General features: G+C 73.9%; 16 protein-coding genes. 7 read left to right on the forward strand and 9 right to left on the reverse strand.

The window, feature by feature from the left end; translation table 11 throughout:
* Positions 1-38 precede the first annotated feature (38 nt).
* Positions 39-806 carry a GntR family transcriptional regulator gene (locus tag ABTY59_RS29725; RefSeq protein WP_352022144.1) on the reverse strand — a complete coding sequence of 256 codons (768 nt, stop codon included), beginning with the start codon at positions 804-806 and terminating at the stop codon, positions 39-41.
* A gap of 167 nt (positions 807-973) precedes the next feature.
* Entirely contained in the window at positions 974-1,906 is a 933-nt protein-coding gene (locus ABTY59_RS29730) for a MerR family transcriptional regulator (protein WP_352022145.1), read from the reverse strand.
* A gap of 174 nt (positions 1,907-2,080) precedes the next feature.
* Here ABTY59_RS29730 and ABTY59_RS29735 point away from each other — a divergent pair, with 174 nt between their 5' ends.
* Complete coding sequence (locus ABTY59_RS29735; protein ID WP_352022146.1) at positions 2,081-3,580, forward strand: dienelactone hydrolase family protein; 1,500 nt, start codon at positions 2,081-2,083, stop codon at positions 3,578-3,580.
* Between the two features lie 168 nt (positions 3,581-3,748).
* On the opposite strand, the gene ABTY59_RS29740 is transcribed toward ABTY59_RS29735, so the two are convergent.
* The 5 genes from ABTY59_RS29740 to ABTY59_RS29760 are packed head-to-tail and all read right to left on the reverse strand — an operon-like array spanning position 3,749 to position 8,997.
* Positions 3,749-4,540, reverse strand: a complete 792-nt coding sequence (locus ABTY59_RS29740; protein ID WP_352022147.1) for an ABC transporter ATP-binding protein — start codon at positions 4,538-4,540, stop codon at positions 3,749-3,751.
* On the reverse strand, positions 4,537-5,538 hold the full coding sequence (locus ABTY59_RS29745; RefSeq protein ID WP_352022148.1) for an ABC transporter ATP-binding protein: 1,002 nt from the start codon (positions 5,536-5,538) through the stop codon (positions 4,537-4,539). The genes ABTY59_RS29740 and ABTY59_RS29745 overlap by 4 nt, the downstream gene beginning before the upstream one ends.
* A gap of 5 nt (positions 5,539-5,543) precedes the next feature.
* Positions 5,544-6,413, reverse strand: a complete 870-nt coding sequence (locus tag ABTY59_RS29750; RefSeq protein ID WP_352022149.1) for an ABC transporter permease — start codon at positions 6,411-6,413, stop codon at positions 5,544-5,546.
* On the reverse strand, positions 6,410-7,363 hold the full coding sequence (locus ABTY59_RS29755) for an ABC transporter permease (RefSeq protein ID WP_352022150.1): 954 nt from the start codon (positions 7,361-7,363) through the stop codon (positions 6,410-6,412). The genes ABTY59_RS29750 and ABTY59_RS29755 overlap by 4 nt, the downstream gene beginning before the upstream one ends.
* Complete coding sequence (locus tag ABTY59_RS29760; protein WP_352022151.1) at positions 7,360-8,997, reverse strand: ABC transporter substrate-binding protein; 1,638 nt, start codon at positions 8,995-8,997, stop codon at positions 7,360-7,362. The genes ABTY59_RS29755 and ABTY59_RS29760 overlap by 4 nt, the downstream gene beginning before the upstream one ends.
* A gap of 143 nt (positions 8,998-9,140) precedes the next feature.
* Here ABTY59_RS29760 and ABTY59_RS29765 point away from each other — a divergent pair, with 143 nt between their 5' ends.
* On the forward strand, positions 9,141-10,193 hold the full coding sequence (locus tag ABTY59_RS29765) for a LacI family DNA-binding transcriptional regulator (RefSeq protein ID WP_352022152.1): 1,053 nt from the start codon (positions 9,141-9,143) through the stop codon (positions 10,191-10,193).
* Positions 10,194-10,200: 7 nt separating this feature from the next.
* Here the strand turns inward: ABTY59_RS29765 and ABTY59_RS29770 are convergent, their stop codons facing one another.
* Positions 10,201-11,835 (reverse strand): amidohydrolase, encoded by a 1,635-nt coding sequence (locus tag ABTY59_RS29770; protein WP_352022153.1) that lies wholly within the window; start codon positions 11,833-11,835, stop codon positions 10,201-10,203.
* A gap of 93 nt (positions 11,836-11,928) precedes the next feature.
* On the opposite strand from ABTY59_RS29770, the gene ABTY59_RS29775 reads away from it, so the two are divergent.
* Together ABTY59_RS29775 and ABTY59_RS29780 are read left to right on the forward strand one after the other, a co-directional pair.
* The gene (locus ABTY59_RS29775; RefSeq protein ID WP_352022154.1) at positions 11,929-12,642 is read left to right on the forward strand and encodes a TetR/AcrR family transcriptional regulator; all 714 of its coding nucleotides are present in this window, start codon (positions 11,929-11,931) and stop codon (positions 12,640-12,642) included.
* Between the two features lie 107 nt (positions 12,643-12,749).
* Positions 12,750-14,141 carry an NAD(P)/FAD-dependent oxidoreductase gene (locus ABTY59_RS29780; RefSeq protein ID WP_352022155.1) on the forward strand — a complete coding sequence of 464 codons (1,392 nt, stop codon included), beginning with the start codon at positions 12,750-12,752 and terminating at the stop codon, positions 14,139-14,141.
* Between the two features lie 82 nt (positions 14,142-14,223).
* Here ABTY59_RS29780 and ABTY59_RS29785 read toward each other — a convergent pair whose 3' ends face one another.
* Entirely contained in the window at positions 14,224-14,637 is a 414-nt protein-coding gene (locus ABTY59_RS29785) for a MarR family winged helix-turn-helix transcriptional regulator (RefSeq protein WP_352022156.1), read from the reverse strand.
* Positions 14,638-14,844: 207 nt separating this feature from the next.
* On the opposite strand from ABTY59_RS29785, the gene ABTY59_RS29790 reads away from it, so the two are divergent.
* The 3 genes from ABTY59_RS29790 to ABTY59_RS29800 are packed head-to-tail and all read left to right on the forward strand — an operon-like array spanning position 14,845 to position 18,204.
* Entirely contained in the window at positions 14,845-15,756 is a 912-nt protein-coding gene (locus ABTY59_RS29790) for an SDR family oxidoreductase (RefSeq protein WP_352022157.1), read from the forward strand.
* A gap of 1 nt (position 15,757) precedes the next feature.
* A complete protein-coding gene (locus ABTY59_RS29795; protein ID WP_352022158.1) occupies positions 15,758-16,645 on the forward strand; it encodes an amidohydrolase family protein in 888 nt (295 codons plus the stop codon).
* 11 nt (positions 16,646-16,656) lie between these two features.
* Complete coding sequence (locus tag ABTY59_RS29800) at positions 16,657-18,204, forward strand: acyl-CoA synthetase (RefSeq protein ID WP_352022159.1); 1,548 nt, start codon at positions 16,657-16,659, stop codon at positions 18,202-18,204.
* Positions 18,205-18,222: the final 18 nt, after the last annotated feature.

Genomic DNA, 18,222 nt, shown 5'->3' on the forward strand with positions numbered 1-18,222 from the left:
CTGTCTCCAGGAAAGGGGTGTACGGGGAGGGCGAGGGTTCAGAGGGAGCGGCGGAGCACGCCGCTCATGGTGATGCGGTCGCCGCGGAACCGGATGAACTCCAGGTCCACCGGCCGCCCGTCGGGCAGACAGGTCAGCCGCTCCAGCATCAGGACGGCGGCGCCGCGCGGCGCCTGGAGGACGGCGGCGGAGTGCGCGTCGGCGTTGACGGCCTCCAGAGTGATCTCCGCGTGCCCGAGCGGACCGCCGGTCAGCTGCTCCAGGAGCCGGAACACATCCGTGTTCTCCAGGTCGCAGCCGAGGAGTTCGCCCCCGATGTCCATCGGGAGGTACGACAGGTCGAGGGAGAGCGGCAGGCCGTTCAGCCGGCGCAGCCGCTCGATGCACAGCACGTCCGCGTGCTCGGGCAGCCGCAGCCGGTGGGCCACCGGACCGGGAGCGCCGACCGGGCCCACGGTCCGGACCTCGTTGGTGACCCGGCCGTGCTCGTGCAGGGTCTCGGCGAGCCCTTGGAGCCGGTCCAGGCCGTGCGGGAACTTCTCGCACACCACCACCGTCCCGACCCCCGGCTGCCGGGCCACCAGCTGCTCGCCGCGCAGCAGGTCCAGGGCCTGCCGGACGGTGTTGCGGCTGGCCCGGTAGTCGGCCGCGAGGACGTCCTCCAGGGGGAGGACGCCACCGGGGAATCCGCCCGCCAGGATCTGGTGGCGCAGCAGATCGGCGAGCTGCCGCGCCCGGTCCACGCGCAGCCGCCGACGGCGTGCGGCGGCGACGGGGCGGGCGGCGGGAGCGGGTTCGGCGGGCATGGCACGGAACGTAGCGGTGGACCGGTTCCGATGGTGTTGCCACAACATTGCGCCACCTGACACACCCTCCGTACGCCTCTGACCTGCGTCTCCTTCGGGAGGGCGGCGAGATCCGCCACTTCGGCGCCCAGCACGTGGACACCCGGCCGCCCACCATGTGGGAGACCTCAGGCGGCCGGTCCGTGGACCTGGTCCCGCAGGGCCACCGACAGATGGTGGTGCAGCAACCCGAGGGCCGGCCGGTCCGGGGCGAACAGGCCGGCGGCCAGCTTCCAGTACCGGGGGAGCACCGGGCTGTCGTCCAGGGCGAGCAGCCCGACGAGCCGGCGCCGGAAGTCCGGGGTGTCCGGCTCCCCGCGCGCCAGCGCGTACGCGGCGACGAAGCAGTCGAGGGCGCCGCCGTCCTGCGGCGCCCGCCCGGCCCGTACCTCGGACGTGGCCAGACCGTACGCCTCGGCGAGCCCCTCGTAGAGCACCGTCGGACGGTACGCGCCGTCCGGCAGCGGCGGCGAGGGCCGGAACTCCGGCCGTTCGAGGAGCGGGTCGGTGACGAGCGCGTGCAGCCGGGCGAACGCCAGCACCTGCCCGGGGAGCGGCTCCTCCGGGGGCTGCGGCACCACCGCGTCGAGGACCGCGGACACCAGGCGCCCCGGCAGCCGCGCCGGGAGGGCCCGCCGCCAGAACCGGGCCAGGGCGTCCGTGTCCGGCGGGGCGGGCAGCGCGCCGAGCAGCCGCAGCCGTTCCGCGCGCTCCCCGGCGGCGCACTCCTGGAGCAGCCTCAGCGAGGCCTCCTTCCAGCGCAGCGCCGCCAACTGGGAGCCCACGTCCCGCAGTCGCCCCGAGACCGCCTCGTCGAGGACGTCGTCGGCCCCGTCGCTCTCGAGGACCCGCTCCACCTCGGGCACCGGCAGGTCGAGCGAGCGCAGGGACCGGATGAACCGCAGCCGGTCCAGGGCCTCGGAACCGTATCTGCGGTGCCCCCCGGAACTGCGGCCCGCCTCCGGGAGCAGCCCCCGGTCCGAGTAGAACCGCACGGTCTTGACGGTGACACCCGCCCGCGCGGCCAGCTCCCCGATGCTCCACAGGCCGTCGGACAACACCAGGCGCACCTCCTCGGACGGGACCCGGACGACTCCCGCCACCCCCATTCTGACGTCCCGCCGACCCGCCGCCGACAGCTCCCTTGAATCTCCCGCAGGGGGAGTTCCTAGCGTGACCGCGAGAGATCCCCCGGGAAGAACCGGGGGTCCCCGGAAAGAGGCGAGGAGACGGTCATGACGGCCTTCGTGCTGGTGTCGGACGTGTTCACCGGTGGCTGGGTGTGGGAGGAGACCGCCGCCCGGCTGCGCGCGGCGGGAGCGGAGGCGTACCCGGTGACCCTGACCGGGACGGGGGACCGGCGCGCCGAGGCCGGCCCCGGTACCGGACTGGGGACGCACGTCGAGGAACTCGTCCGGCTCGTCGACGGGATCGCCGCGGACGAGGTGGTCCTGGTGGGCCACGGGTACGGCCTGCACCCGGTGTTCGGCGCCGCCGGCCGGCGGGCCGGGCGCGTCGCCCGGATCGTCTCCGTGGACACGGGACCTCCGCAGGACGGCGAGGCCGCCGTCCGCTCCGTACCCGACCCGGAGGTCCGCGAGCTGCTCGCCCGACGCCCCCACGCCCCGGTCCCGCCCCCGGCACCGGGCGCCTGGGCACGGTGGGGCAGCGTCGACGGCATCCCCGCCGAGTCCCTCGCGCGGCTGGAGCGCGAGGCCGCGCCGCAGCCCGCGGGCACCCTGACCGAACCGCTCCTCCTGACCGGCGCGGCGGACGCCCTCCCCGTCGCCGGAGTCCTGTGCTCCGCCAACGGACAGAGCATCGCCGTGGTCGAGATGGCCGTGGCCTCGGGCCCGCCGCAGTTCCGGGTGTTCACCGAGGACCGCTTCCGCTTCTTCGAACTCGCCACGGGTCACTGGCCGATGCTCTCCGCGCCGGCGGCCCTGGCCGAGGTCCTGCTGCGCGCGGCGGCCGGCGAGGGGCACCGGGTGACGGCGCCCGCGCGGGACCACCGGCAGCCGTCCCACCTCCTGCCCTTCCTCCTCGACCTGCCCGAGGCGCCCCGGGAGCGGGTCGGCCGCGTCGACCTGTACCTCCCGGAGGCCGAGGGACCCCGGCCCGCGATCGTCTTCGTCCACGGCGGCCCGATCGCCGTCGACCAGCGGCCCACCCCGCGCGACACGCCGTTCTTCCAGGGGTACGGCCGCTGCGCGGCGCACGCGGGCGTCGTCGGAGTCACCCTGGACCACCGGCTGCACGGCCTCGCCGACTACGCCCGGGCCGCCGACGACCTCGCCGAGGCCGTCGCACTCGTCCGCGCCGACCCGCGCGTCGACGGGGACCGGATCGCGCTCTGGTTCTTCTCCACCGGCGGACCCCTCGCCGCGGACTGGCTCGCCGCGCCCCCGCCGTGGCTGCGGTGCGTCGCGGCGAACTACCCCGCCCTGGCGCCGCTGCCCGGCTGGGACGCGGTGGAAGCCCGCTTCCGCCCGGTGGACACCGTGGGCACGGCGGACGGCCCGCCGGTCGTCCTGACCCGGGCCGGTCTGGAGCACGAGGCCTTCACGGCGACCGTCGAGGAGTTCCTGACGGCCGCGAAGCAGCGCGGGGCCGACGTGGAGGTCGTCGACGCGCCGCACGCGCACCACGCCTTCGAACTGGTCGATCCCACCGACGAGTCCCGGGCCGTCGTGGAACGGTCCCTGCACGCGGTCCTCACCCGCCTGCGGGGCTGACGCCCGGAGTTCGCCGCGCGGACCGGGGAGGGCGGCGGGCACCCCACCCCGGTCCGCACGGCCCCGACGGGGAGAAGCGCGCCGCGCGGCGTCGAAGCCCCCGTGCCCGCCGTCGTACGGCGGTGGTGGCGGGCCCGTCCCGGGACGAGCCCGCCACCACCGCCCGGCTCAGCGGCCGGCCGGGCGCCGACCGCGTCGGGGCACCGAATCCAGGAGCAGCCGGGTGTAGGGGTGTTCCGGCGCGTCCAGGACGCGTCCGGTCGGGCCGGCCTCCACGACCTGGCCGGATCTCAGCACCAGGACCTCGTCCGCGATGTGCCGGACCACCGCGAGATCGTGCGTGACGAACAGATAGCCGATGCCCGACTCGCGGCGGATCGCGCCGAGCAGTTCCAGGATCTGCGCCTGGATCGACACGTCGAGCGCGGCGACCGCCTCGTCGAGCACGAGCACCCGGGGCTCCACCGCGAGGGCGCGGGCGATCGCCACGCGCTGACGCTGCCCGCCCGAGAGCCCCCGGGGCAGGGCCGCGGCCTCGCGCGGGCCGAGACCCACCTGGTCGAGCAGCTCGGCGACCCGGGCGGTCCGGCCGGCCGCGTCGAGCCCGGTGTGGAGGCGCAGCACCTCGTCCAGGCAACCCGAGACGGTCACCCGGGGATCGAGCGACAGGTACGGGTCCTGGAAGACCATCTGGATCTCCCGGGCCCTGGCGAGCCGTTCGGCCCGGCCCCGGGGCCGGGCCGAACGGTCCCGGCCGTCCAGCCGGACCGTGCCGCCGTCCGGGCGCTCCAGGCCCACGAGCATCCGGACGGTGGTCGTCTTGCCGCTGCCGGACTCGCCGACGAGGGCGAGGGACGACCCGGGTGCGAGGGCGAAGGACACCCCGTCGACCGCGGTGTGGTCCCCGTACCGCTTGCGCAGGCCCTCGACGACGAGCCCTTCCTTCGGTGCGACGGTCACAGGACGATCCCTTCTTCGGCACGGTGGCAGGCGGCGAGCCCGTCGCCGTGGGGCGCGAGCGCGGGCGCCTCCTCGGCGCAGCGGGGCAGCGCGTGCGCGCAGCGCGCGGCGAACGAGCAGCCGGACGGCGCCTCCGCGAGGGAGACGGGGCGGCCCGGGATGGGCCGGGGGGCCGCCGCGCCCGCCTCGATGCGCGGGGTGCAGGCGAGCAGGCCCGCCGTGTACGGGTGGCGGGGCAGGTCGAACAGTTCGTCCGTGGACCGGGTCTCCACGATCCGGCCCGCGTACATGACGTACACCCGGTCGCAGACGGTCGCCGCCAGTTCGAGGTCATGGGTGACGAACAGCATGCCCGTGCCCCGCTCGGCCCGCAGCCGGGCCAGGATCGAGATGACCTCGGCCTGGGTGGTGACGTCGAGCGCGGTCGTCGGTTCGTCGGCGACGAGGAGGGCGGGCTCGCTCGCGAGGGCCGCGGCGATGACGACCCGCTGGAGCATGCCGCCGGAGAACTCGTGCGGACGGCGGCGCAGGGCGCCGCGCGGGTCGCGGATGCCGACCGCGTCGAGGAGTTCCTCGGCGCGGGCGGTCGCCGCCGCGGCGGGCGTCCCGGCCGCGCGCAGGCCCTCGGTGAGGAAGTCGCCGACCCTCCGCAGCGGGTTGACGGAGGCGCGCGGGTCCTGGAAGACCATCGAGACCTGCCGGGCCCGCAGCGCGGTGAGCTCGGCGCGGTTCATCGCGAGCACGTCCCGTCCGGCGACCCGCACCTCCCCGTCGGTGCGGGCGCCCGCCGGCAGCAGTCCGAGGACGCTGCGGCAGGCCACGGACTTGCCGGAGCCGGACTCGCCGACCAGGCCGACCGTCTCCCCGGGGCGCACCGTCAGGCTCACCCCGTCCAGGATCGGCCGGGCGGCCCGGTCGGCGGCCAGGCGGACGCCGAGGCCCTCGATCTCCAGGACCGGCGCGGTCTTCGTCAGGGGTGCTCCCGGCACCGTACTCATCGCGTTCACCGTTCCCGCTTCGCGATCCGGTCGGCGAGCCCCTCGCCGACGATGCCGAACGCCACCACGGCGAGCACGATGCACGCGGAGGGCGCGAGGGCCGGCAGCATCGCCCCCTGCAGGACGGCCGCCTGCCCCTCGTTGATCATGGCGCCCCAGTCGGCGGCCGGCGGCTGCACCCCGAAGCCGAGGAAGGAGAGCGCCGCCAGGTCCATCAGCGCGTACCCGAAGTTCATCGCGGACTGCGCGAAGACCGTCGGCGCGATGTTGGGCAGCAGATGGCGCACGCAGACGGTCCAGCCGGACCAGCCCTGCACCCGGTACGCCTCGATGTACGGCCGGGCCTTCTCCTGGCGCGCGATGCCGCGCACGAGCCGTCCCACGTAGGGGGTGTAGGCGACGGACATGGCGATCACGGGCGCGGTCAGGCCCGAGCCGACGACCGACACCAGCATGATCGCGAGCAGCAGGCCGGGGATCGCGAAGACCAGGTCCATGGACCGGGAGAGCATCGTGTCCACCCAGCCGCCCCGCCAGGCCGCCACCACGCCGAGGAGGGTGCCGAGCAGGGTGGAGACGCCGACGACGAGCAGCGGACCGAGCAGTCCGGTGCGGGCGCCGTGCAGCAGCCGGGACAGGACGTCCCGGCCCGACTGGTCCGTGCCGAGCAGGTGGTCGCCGGTGGTGCCGACGAGACTCGCCGACAGGTCGAGCGCCTCGGGGTCGTACGGGGCGAGGAAGGGCGCGAACACGGCGACCAGGACGAGCACGGCGAGCACCGTGACCGAGACCGCGAACAGCGGCCCCTGGCCGAACAGGCGCAGGGCGCGCAGCCCCGGCCTGCGGTACGGCAGCGTGGAGGTGGTGGAGGTCATGAGGAGCCTTCCCCGAGGGAGAGACGGGGGTCGATGAGCGGGGCGAGCAGGTCGACGACGAGGTTGACCAGGACGAACGCGGCCACGCTGAGCAGCGTGATCGCCTGCACGACCGCGAAGTCCTTCGCGGTGACCGACTGCACGAGCAGCGAGCCGAGCCCGGGGACGTCGAAGGCGGTCTCGACGATCGACGTGGAGATGAGGAGACCGGCGAGCATCGTGCCGCCGACGGTGACGACCGGGCCGAGCGCGTTGCGCAGCACGTGCCGGCGGACCACGGCGCGGCCCGCGACACCCCGGGCCCGCGCCACCTCGACGTGCTCGCGGCCGAGTTCGTCGAGCATCGCCGAGCGGGTCACCCGGGCGAGGAGGCCCGCGAAGGACAGGGCCAGGGCGAAGGCCGGCAGGGTCAGCTGGTAGAGCCGCGCGGAGAGGTCCGACGGTGTGCCGCCGCCGGGCCCGGGGAACCAGCCGAGCTGCACCGAGAAGAGGGAGACGAGCGCGATGGCCGTCACGAACGAGGGCGTGGCGGTGGCGACACCGGTCCCGATGAGCACCGCCCGGTCCGGGACTCCGGGGCGCAGCGCGCCGAGGACGCCGGCCGCGATCCCGAGGACCACGACGAGCACGGCGGCGTAGCCGACGAGCAGGGCGGTGCCGGGAAGCCGGGACCCGATCAGCGAGGCCACGTCCTGGTGGTACTGGGCGGAGCGGCCGAAGTCGCCGCTCAGGACACCGCCGAGCCACTGCGTGTACTGCGTGACCAGCGGGTCGTCGAGGTGGTGCTCCGCCCGCAGGGCCGCCACGGTCGCGGGGGTCGCGGGGCGGCCGTGCAGGAGGAACGACACCGGGTCGCCGGGGGCCAGGTGGACGGAGCCGAAGACCACGAGCGAGGTCACGAACAGCACCGCCGCCAGGCCGAGGAGCCGTCCGACGAGGTAGCGCGTCATCGCTGGGAAGCCCCGATCGTCGCGGCCCACGGGAAGTAGAGCTGGGAGATGCCGGTCGGCGCGCCGGTGATCCGCTTGCCGAGGAAGACCGAGTAGGGCGCCTCGTACACGGGGATGATCGGCAGCTGGTCGAGGGCGATCTTCTGGAGCTTCGCGGTGAGTTCGGCGCGCTTGACGGGGTCGGGCTCGGAGTTGGCGCGGTCGAAGGCGACGTCGTACTCCGCGTTCGACCAGCGGCCGTAGTTCCCGAAGTCGCCGGTGCGCAGGTACTGGTAGAACTCCAGCGGGTCGGGCGTGTTGTCGTACCCGTTGGTGATGACCAGGTCGAGGCCCTCGCGGGCGTCCGGGTCGACGAAGATGCTGCTGTACGCGTCGGGGGAGACCGGCTTCAGCTTGACGTCGAGGCCGATCCGGCGGCCCGCGTCCTGGACGGCGTTGGCGACGACGCTGATCTCCGGTGCCAGGGTGCTGGTGACGATGGTGAGGGTCCGGCCGGTCGCGTGGGCCTCCTGGACGAGCTTCTTCGCGGCCTCGACGTCGTACACGGGCTCGGGCAGCGTGTCGAAGAGCTCCGCCGTCTTCTCCGGGGCCAGCGCCCAGGCGCCGCGCGCGGCGGGGGCCTTGGCGGGGACGCCGACGCCGCCGGCCGCGGCCTTGATGATGTTCTTCCGGTCGAGCGCCATCGACAGGGCCTGGCGGACCTTGAGGTTGCCGAGCGGCCCGTGGAAGTCGAGGACGGCGAGGTCGGCGGCGGCCGTGTTGGGGCCGAAGAGGAGCGTGCCCTTGTCGCCGGAGCGCAGCTGGGCGAAGGAGGACGACGGGACGAGGTAGCCGCCGTCGGCGGCGCCGGAGAGGAGGGCGTTGGAGCGGGCCGCGGCGTCCTCGACGAAGGTGAACTTCACCTTCTCCGACTTGGGGGTGAGCGTCTTGTCCCAGTAGGCCGCGTGCTTCTTGAGGGTGATGCTGTCGCCCTGCGCCCAGGTGTCGAGGGCGTACGGACCGGTGCAGTTCAGCTTGCCCTTGGGGGTGCCGTAGTCCTTGCCCTGCGCGGTCAGCGAGGCGGCGCTGACGACGGTGCCGGGGGAGGCGGCCATCAGCTCGTGGAAGAGGACGTCGGCCTTGCCGAGGCGGATCGTCACCTCCAGGGGACCGGTCTTCTCGATGGAGTCGACCGTCTTGAAGGAGGAGCCCCAGGGGGAGCCGGTCTTCGGGTCCATCTGCCGCTTGAGGGAGGCGACCACGTCGTCGGCGGTCATGACGGTGCCGTCGTGGAACTTCACGCCGGGGCGCAGGGTGTAGACGAGGGTGCGGGGGTCGGGCCGCGACCACTTCTCGGCGAGCCCGGGCACGATCTTCATGTCGGGCGTGACCCGCAGCAGCGACTCGCACACGTTGGCGAGGACGGTGTTCGGCGGGTAGTCGTACGCGAGGGCGTAGTCGAGCGTGTACGGCTCGGCGTACAGCGACCAGGTGAAGGAGTCCAGCGGGCCCTGCGCGGGCGGCGAGGTCGGATCGATCTTGACCTGCGTGCCGCCGCCGGCCGCCGGCGGTTTCGTGGCGCCGGAGCAGGCACCGGTGGTGGCCGCGAGCGCGGCGGTACAGGCGAGAAGCACGATGGCTCTGGGCATGCGCATGGGGGACCCACCCCTTTACGGGTGTAGTGACGGGCTTCGGGGGGATGGAGCGAGTATTGGTGCGGGAACGTTCCCGCACAAGGCCTGGAGGCGAGTTTGCGGGAACGGTTTTGCAGAGGTCACGAGGGTGGCAGCATCACCCCATGACCGAAGCTTCACGGCGCGGCGGGCAGCCCTCGCCGCCCATCCCGCGCGTCCGCCTCGTCGACGTCGCCCGCGAGGCGGGCCTGTCCAAGACGACCGTCTCGGCGGCGCTCAACGGCACCGGCAGACTCTCCCCCGAAGTCCGGGAGAAGGCCCGCGAGACCGCGCGCAGAATGGGCTACCGGCCCAACGCCACCGCGCGCCGGCTGCGCGGGGGGCGGGCCCGGCTGATCGGATACGTGGTCGGCGAGTTCGCCGCCACTCCCTGGACCACCTTCCTCGAGTCGCCGTACTTCGCCCGGCTCACCGGCGCCACCGCGGCCACCGCGCTGCGCCGCGGCTACGCCGTGGTGCTGCTGCCCGCCGGCTCCCTGCAGAGCGAGTGGGCCGACCTGTCCCTCGACGCCGTGGTCGTCGCCGACCCCGTCGCCGACGACCCGGTCGTCGAAAGCCTCCTCGCGGCCGGCATCCCCGTCTTCACGGACCGCTCCGTCGAGGGGCTGCCGGGGGCCTACTGGGTGGACGTCGACGCGGCCGGCGCCGTCCGCGAGGCCCTCGACCACCTCCGTGGGCAAGGGGCCAGGCGGCCCGTCCTCGTGGTGCCGGACAGCACCACCCGCTTCCACGCCGAGGTGTTCGCCGCCCACCGGGAGTGGTGTGCCGCGCACGAGCTGCCGGAACGGGTCGTACGGGTCGGGGAACCCGGCAACGGGCCCGTCGTGCGCGGCGTCGAGACCGCCCTGGCTCCCGAAGGGCCCGAGCGCCCCGACGCCCTGCTCGTCGTGGCCGAGGCGAGCCCGCCCCTCGTCCTTGAGGCGGCGCGCCGCCACGGGTACGAGGTCCCGGACGACCTGCTGGTCGTCCTGTTCAGCGAGGACGACACGGCCCTGCACACCGACCCGCCGGTGACCACCCTGAGCCTGCGGCCCGAGGCGGTCGCGGAGGCAGGCGTCGAGCACCTCGTCGCGGTCCTGGAGCACGGCCGCCGGGAGTCCGCCGGGACGCTCGTGCCGACGCGTCTGGACGTACGGGCCTCGTCGCTCCGCGGGTGACGCGCGGTCAGACCGCGTGCACCAGCCGCCCGCCGACGTACGTCCGCTCCACCCGGGCCCCGGCGATCTCCTCCGGCGGGCCGGTGAGGATGTCGCGGTCCAGGACGACCAGGTCGGCGAGGTGGCCGGCCCGCAGGCTGCCCGTGTCGTCGAGCCCGTTCACATGGGCGGTGCCCGCCGTGTAGGCGGCGAGCGCCGTGGGGAGGTCGAGGCGCTGCTCGGCGTAGAAGACCCGGTCGTCGGTGGCCTCGGGGTCGCGGCGGTTGACGGCCACGTGGATGCCCGCGATCGGGTCCGGGCTGCTGACCGGCCAGTCGCTGCCCGCCGCGAGGGTGGCCCCGGCGCGGACCAGGTCGCCGAAGGGGTACTGCCAGGCGGCGCGCTCGGGGCCCAGGAACGGGATGGTCAGCTCGTCCATCTGCGGCTCGTGCGCGGCCCACAGCGGCTGGATGTTGGCGATGGCGCCGAGCGCCGCGAACCGGACCAGGTCCTCGGGGTGGACGACCTGGAGGTGGGCGAGGTGGTGCCGGTTGCCCCGGCGCCCGTTGGCGGCGATCGCCGCCTCCACCGCGTCCAGGGCCTCACGCACGGCCCGGTCGCCCAGGGCGTGGAAGTGGACCTGGAAGTCGAGGGCGTCGAGTTCGGTCACGTATCCGCGCAGCGCCTCGGGATCGACGAAGCTGAGGCCGCTGTTGGCGGTCGCGCAGCCGCAGCCGTCCAGGTACGGGGTGGTCATGGCGGCGGTGAAGTTCTCGGCGATGCCGTCCTGCATGATCTTCACCGCGCCGGCGCGGAACCGGCCGGCGGTGAACTTCTCGCGCCGCGCGACCAGCTCGGGGATCTGCTCCGAGCCCCGCTCCCGGTCCCACCAGAGCGCCCCGGTCACCCGGGCGGTCAGCGAACCGTCGCACGCCGCCGTCAGGTACGCCTCCGACGGGTCGGCCATGCCGCCGAAGGAGCCGAGCAGCGCGTCCTGCCAGGCCGTGATGCCGAGGGAGTGCAGCAGCTTCTGGGCGCGCAGCAGACCGGCGAGCCGATCCTCGGCGGTGGCTTCCGGCACGAGCCGGCCGACCAGGCCGATCGCGCCCTCCTGCAGCATGCCGCTGGGCGAGCCGTCCGCCTCCCGCTCGATGCGGCCGTCGGCCGGATCGGGGGTGTCGGCGGTGAGGCCCGCGCGTTCGAGGGCGCGGGAGTTGGCCCAGGCGCCGTGGTGGTCGCGGTTCGACAGCAGGACCGGCCGGTCGGGGACGACGGAGTCGAGCAGCTGCCGGGTGGGCAGCCCGCCCTCGAAGCTCTCCATCGACCAGCCGCCGCCGGTGATCCAGGCCCGATCCGGGTGCGCGTCCGCGTACTCCCGGATCCGCTCCAGGTAGTCGGCGACGCCCACCGTGCCGGTGAGGTCGCACTCGGCCAGCTCCTTGCCGCCGCCGACGGCGTGGATGTGGGCGTCCTGGAAACCGGGAAGGAGCAGCTTCCCCGTCAGGTCGACGACCTCGGTGCCGGGCCCGATGAGGTCCCGCACCTCGTCGTGGCCGACGGCCGCGATCCGCTCGCCGACGACGGCGAGCGAGGTCGCCCGGGTGCGGGCCGGGTCCGCCGTGAAGACGGGACCGCGGGTGAAGACCAGATCGGCCGTGGTCATGGACGCTCCAGAACGTGTGGGTGTCGGTTGGTGGGCGTCATGGAAGCCGTCGGGCCGTTTACACGTCAATAGTGTTGACGTAAGGTTCCGGCCATGTCCGAACGCGTGGTCCCCGAAGGCAGCCGGCAGCGCCGCCGCCCCACCAAGCAGGGCGCCGTCCTCTCGGAGCGGCTCATCGTCGACACCGCGCTGCGCCTGATCGCGCAGCACGGCGCGGAAGCCCTCTCGGTACGGAGACTGGGCGCCGCGCTCGGCGCCGACCCCACGGCCCTCTACCGCTACTTCCGCAATACGGACGCGCTGCTCCTCGCCGTCGCCGACGAGATGATCGGCCGCGCGCAGGAGGGCTGGAAGGCCACGGGAGACTGGCGGGTCGACCTTCGTGACCTGGGCCTCCGCATCCACGGCTGCTACCAGGACTACCCGCAGGCGGCGGCGCTCGCGGCGCACCGGACCACCGGGCGGCACTACGAGACCCGGGCCGTCGAGCGGATCCTCGGCGTCCTGCGCTCCGCCGGATTCCCGGACGACCTCGCCGTCCGGATCTACCACGCCTTCGTGGACCAGGCCCTCGCCTTCGCGGCGCAGGACGCCGCGGCGCGCGCCCTGCCGCCGGCCGCCCAGGAGAAGGAGGCGGAGGTCTGGCAGGCGGTGTACGGCAAGCTGTCGCGCGACACCCACCCGAACGTCGCCGCGACCTTTCCCCTCCTGGCGGCCGACATGCGCGACAGCGGCTACCCCTTCGCCCTGGAACTGATGCTGAACGCGGTCGCGGCCCTGCGGCCGGAGCCGGGCCCGGAAGGGTGAACCGCTTACGTCAACACCATTGACCTTGTTCCGCGCTGCGGAGTCTCATGGCGGCACTTCGGAGGCTTCCCGCGCCCGGGCGTCTCCGCGACCCCGAAGGAACACCCATGGACCACCTCAGCTCGCTCCGGGACGTCGACCACACCCCGTTCTGGCTCGACGACCCCCGCCGGCCGCGGCCCGCCCCCGCCCTCGTCGGCGGCACCACCTGTGACCTCCTCGTGGTCGGCGGCGGCTACACGGGCCTGTGGACCGCACTCGTCGCCAAGGAGCGCGACCCCTCCGCCGACGTCGTGCTCGTGGAGGCCGACGAGGTCGGCGGCGCCGCCTCGGGCCGCAACGGCGGCTTCTGCGAGTCCAGCCTCACCCACGGCCTGGCGAACGGCCTCCAGCGCTGGCCCGACGAGATCGGTCTCCTGGAGCGCCTCGGCCGGGAGAACCTCCAGGCGATCGAGGACGCGATCGAACGCCACGGCATCGACTGCGACTGGGAGCGCACCGGCTCGCTCGTCGTCGCCACCGAGCGCTACCAGCTCGACGGCCTCGCCGAGGAGGCCGAGGCCGCCGCCCGCCACGGCGGCGCGCCGCTCCTGCTCGACGCCGAGGCGGTCCGCGCCGAGATCGACTCCCCGACCTTCCTCGGCGGCGTCTGGAACAAGGACGACGTCGCCATGGTCAACCCGGCCCGGCTCGCCTGGGGACTCAAGCGCGCCTGCCTCGACCTCGGCGTCCGCGTCCACGAACACACCCCCGCGACCTCCCTCGACGAGCACGGCGCCGTCATCGCCGTCGGCACCCCCTACGGCCGGATCACCGCCCGCCGCGTCGCGCTCGCCACCAACGCCCATCCGTCCCTGCTCCGGCGCCACCGCCCGTACACCGTCCCCGTGTACGACTACGCGCTGATGACCGAGCCGCTCACCGAGAAGCAGCTCGCCTCCGTCGGGTGGAAGAACCGCCAGGGCTTCGCGGACTGCGCCAACCAGTTCCACTACGTCCGGCTCTCCGCCGACAACCGCATCCTCTGGGGCGGGTACGACGCCGTCCACCACGGCGGCCCGGTCCGCGCCGAGCACGACCGCAGGCCCGAGACGTACGCGACGCTGGCGGAGCACTTCTTCACGACGTTTCCGCAGCTGGAAGGGGTTCGGTTCAGTCACGCCTGGGGCGGGGCCATCGACACCAGCACACGCTTCTGCGTCTTCTTCGACACGTGTCATCGGGGCAAGGTCGCCTACGCCGCCGGCTACACGGGCCTCGGCGTCGGCGCCAGCCGCTTCGGCGCCGAGGTGATGCTCGACCTCCTGGCCGGCGAGCCCACGGAGCGGACCGGCCTGGACCTCGTGCGCCGCAAGCCGCTGCCGTTCCCGCCCGAGCCCGTCCGTTCCCTCGGCATCGGCATCACCAAGTGGTCCATGGCGCGCGCCGACCTGAACGAGGGGCGGCGCAACCTCTGGCTCCGCACCCTCGACCGCTTCGGTCTCGGCTTCGACAGCTGACCCGTACCACCGCACGTCCCCGCTCGGGCGCGACCGCCGTGCGCCCCGCTCCCGGCGGGGTCGTGGCCGCGGAGAAGGGCCCTCAGGCCAGGGAACGCCACGCCCCGACCAGGGCCTCCCTGAGCACGTCGACCTCCTCGGCGCTCAGGCCCGCGACCATGCGCTCCTCCAGGGCGCGGGCCGGCCCGGCGTACTCGGCCAGCAGTCGCCGGCCCGGGTCGGCGAGCAGGATCAACCGCTCGCGCCGGTTCGCGGGGTTGGGCTCGCGGCGGATCAGGCCCCGGCTCTCCAGGGCGCGGACCATGTCGGCCATCGACTGGGCGGTCACGAAGGAGTCGCGGGCGAGCTGTGCGGCGGAGACGCCGTCGTGCCGCTCCAGCACCGTCAGGGCGGTGTACTGCAGGGCCGTGATCCCGGCGGGCCTGACCAGTTCCTCGAGGCGGGCCCGTACCGCCAGCTCCGTCCTCTTGAGCAGGTAGAGCAGTGAGGTGCTCACGTTCGTCCTCCCGTGGTGACAGTGCGCCCGGGGTGGTCGTCCCGCTCCCGAACCGGATGCCGCCGGGGTGACGGCACCCCTCAGCCTAGAACATTGACAGGAATCCTGATGATGCCCAGACTGGCATTCATCAGGAATCCTGTCGATCGCCGGCTCGTGCCGGGACTTCGGCATACCCCCTCAACCCCCTTACGAGAGGCACCTCTCATGGATCTTCACGGCAAGGTCGCCGTCGTCACCGGCAGCGGACGCGGCCTCGGACTGGCCTACGCCCAGGCTCTCGCCGCGGCCGGCGCCGCGGTCGTCGTCAACGACGTCGACCAGGCCGTCGTCGACGACGCCGTCGCCGCCATCACCGCCGAGGGGGGCCGGGCGACCGGCGTCGTCGCAGCGGTGGGCGACAGCGCCGCCGCGCAGGAGCTGGTGGACGCGGCGGTGCGGGAGTTCGGACGCCTGGACGCGCTCGTCACCAACGCCGGCATCCTGCGCGACCGCGTGCTGTGGAAGATGACCGACGAGGACTTCGACGACGTGGTCCGCGTCCATCTGCGCGGCACCTTCACCTGCGCCCGCGCCGCCGCCGTCCGCATGCGCGAGCAGGGCACCGGCGGCCGGCTGGTCCTCATCTCCTCCCCGGCCGGCCAGCGAGGCAACTTCGGCCAGACCAACTACGCCGCCGCCAAGGCCGGCATCGTCGCCATGGCCCGCACCTGGGCCATGGAGCTGGGCCGCGCCGGCATCACCGTCAACGCCGTCGTCCCGGTGGCGGCCACCGAGATGACCAAGACCATCCCGGCCTTCGCCCCGGTCATCGAGGAGTCCGAGCGCACCGGCAAGCCGCTGCCGGACTGGCTGCGCAAGGACGAAGGCCTCGGCACCGTCGAGGACGTCGCCGCCCTGATCACCTTCCTGGCCTCGGACGACTCCGACGGGGTGACCGGCCAGGCCATCGGCATCGGCGGCGACCGGCTCGCCCTGTGGGCCCACCCCAAGGAGAAGGCCGTCGCCTTCGCCGACGGCGGCTGGACCGGCGACGCCATCGCCGCCGAGTGGCCGGACGGCGTCGGGGCCGAGCCCGAGACCTACGGCATCCCCGCGCCCCAGGCCCCGGTGGCGTGACATGGGCGACCTCGCGCTCGACCTCGACCGGCTCACGGCCATCGACGTCCACACGCACGCGGAGATCTCCAAGGACGGCCACGGGGCGCTGAGCCCGGAACTCCTCGGAGCCTCCGAGGAGTACTTCAAGGCCCACGGCCACCGGCAGCCGACCATCGACGAGATGGCCGACCACTACCGCGAACGCCGCATGGCGGCCGTGGTGTTCACCGTCGACGCCGAGCACGCCACCGGCCACCCGCGGATCTCCAACGAGGAGATCGCCGAGAGCTGCGCCGCCCACGCCGACGCGCTCATCCCCTTCGCGAGCATCGACCCGCACAAGGGACGCGCGGGCGTGCGGGAGGCCCGGCGCCTGGTCGAGGAGCACGGCGTCCGCGGCTTCAAGTTCCACCCGAGCATCCAGGCGTTCGCCCCGAACGACCGGCTCGCCTACCCCCTGTACGAGGCCATCGAGGAGCTCGGTGTGCCCGCGCTCTTCCACACCGGCCAGACGGGCATCGGCGCCGGCGTCCCGGGCGGCGGCGGCATCCGGCTGAAGTACTCGAACCCGATGCTGGTCGACGACGTGGCCGTCGACTTCCCCGAGCTGCGGATCATCCTGGCCCACCCGTCCTTCCCCTGGCAGGACGAGGCCCTCGCGGTGGCCACCCACAAGCCGCACGTCTACATCGACCTGTCCGGCTGGTCCCCGAAGTACTTCCCCCCGCAGCTCGTCCGGTACGCCAACACCCTGCTCAAGGACAAGGTGCTGTTCGGCTCCGACTACCCCGTCATCACCCCCGACCGGTGGCTCGCCGACTTCGAGAAGCTCGACATCAGGCCCGAGGTCCGGCCGAAGATCCTCAAGGGGAACGCCGCGCACCTCCTGGGTCTGACGGCGGACTGAAAGGGACGACCATGTGGAACCAAGGCATCGGCTCCTGGCCCGCGCGCAGGGCCCGCAAGACGCCCGACCGGGTCGCCGTCGTCCACGAGGACCGCGCCCTGACCTACCGCGAGCTGAACGAGCGCGTCCTGCGCCTCGCCCACGCCCTGCGCGCTCTCGGCGTGGCGCGGGGCGACCGGGTCGCGTACCTCGGCCCCAACCACCCGGCGTTCCTGGAGACCCTGTTCGCCGCCGGGGCGCTGGGGGCGGTCTTCGTCCCGCTCAACACCCGGCTCGCGGCGCCGGAGCTGGCCTACAACCTGGCCGACTCGGGCAGCGGCGTCCTCGTCCACGCGCCCGAGCAGGCCGCCGCGGCCCTCGCCTCGGCGGCCGAGGCGGAGGTGCGGCACAGGATCGCCCTCGCCGGCCCCGACGAGGAGGGCGGCCTCGGCTACGAGGAACTGCTCGCCGGCGCCGGGACCGACCCGCTGGACGAGGCCGTGGCACCCGAGGACCCATGCATGATCATGTACACCTCCGGCACCACGGGCCGCCCCAAGGGAGCCGTCCTCTCGCACGCCAACATCACCTGGAACAGCGTCAACGTCCTCGTCGACACCGACCTGTCCGGCGACGAGGTCACCCTCGTCGTCGCCCCGCTGTTCCACACCGGCAGCCTCAACATGACCTGCCTGCCGACCCTCCTCAAGGGCGGCCGCGTGGTCCTCCTCGGAGCCTTCGACCCCGCACGCGTCCTGCGTCTCGTCGAGGACCTGGGGGTGACGTACATGTTCGGCGTCCCCACCATGTACGACGCCATCGCCGCCCGGCCCGGCTGGGCGACGGCCGACCTGTCGAGCCTGCGCACCCTCAACTGCGGCGGCGCCCCCGTGCCCGCCCGCACCATCGCCACGTACCTCGACCGCGGCCTGGCCTTCAGCCAGGGGTACGGCATGACCGAGGCGTCCCCCGGCGTCCTGTTCCTGGACAGGGAACGGACCTCCGACAAGGCGGGCTCCGCCGGCGTCCCCCACTTCTTCACCGACACCCGCCTCGTCGGGCCCGACGGCCGCGACGTGGGCCCGGAGGAGCGCGGCGAGGTCCTCGTCCACGGCCCCCACGTCATGACCGGCTACTGGGGACGGCCCGAGGACACCGAGGCCGCCTTCACCGACGGCCGCTGGCTGCGCACCGGCGACATCGCCCGGACCGACGCCGAGGGCTTCGCCTACATCGTCGACCGGGCCAAGGACATGTTCGTCTCGGGCGGGGAGAACGTCTACCCGGCCGAGGTGGAGGACGCGGTCCTCGACCACCCCGCCGTCGCCGAGTGCGCGGTCATCGGCGTGCCGGACCCGGTCTGGGGCGAGGTCGGCCGCGCCGTCGTCGTCCTGAGGCCCGGGGCCGACGCCGACCAGGACGACATCCTCGGCCACCTCCGGGGCCGGCTCGCCAAGTACAAGATCCCCAAGTCGCTCGTCGTGACCCGGGCACTGCCCCGTACGCCCTCCGGGAAGGTCATCAAGCCCGCCGTACGCGAGGCCTACGCCACCGGTCCCGCCGAGCGCCCCCACCCGTAACAGAGCCGGGAGCGAACC

The sequence above is a fragment of the Streptomyces sp. NPDC096079 genome, assembly GCF_040303145.1.
Taxonomy (GTDB): domain Bacteria; phylum Actinomycetota; class Actinomycetes; order Streptomycetales; family Streptomycetaceae; genus Streptomyces.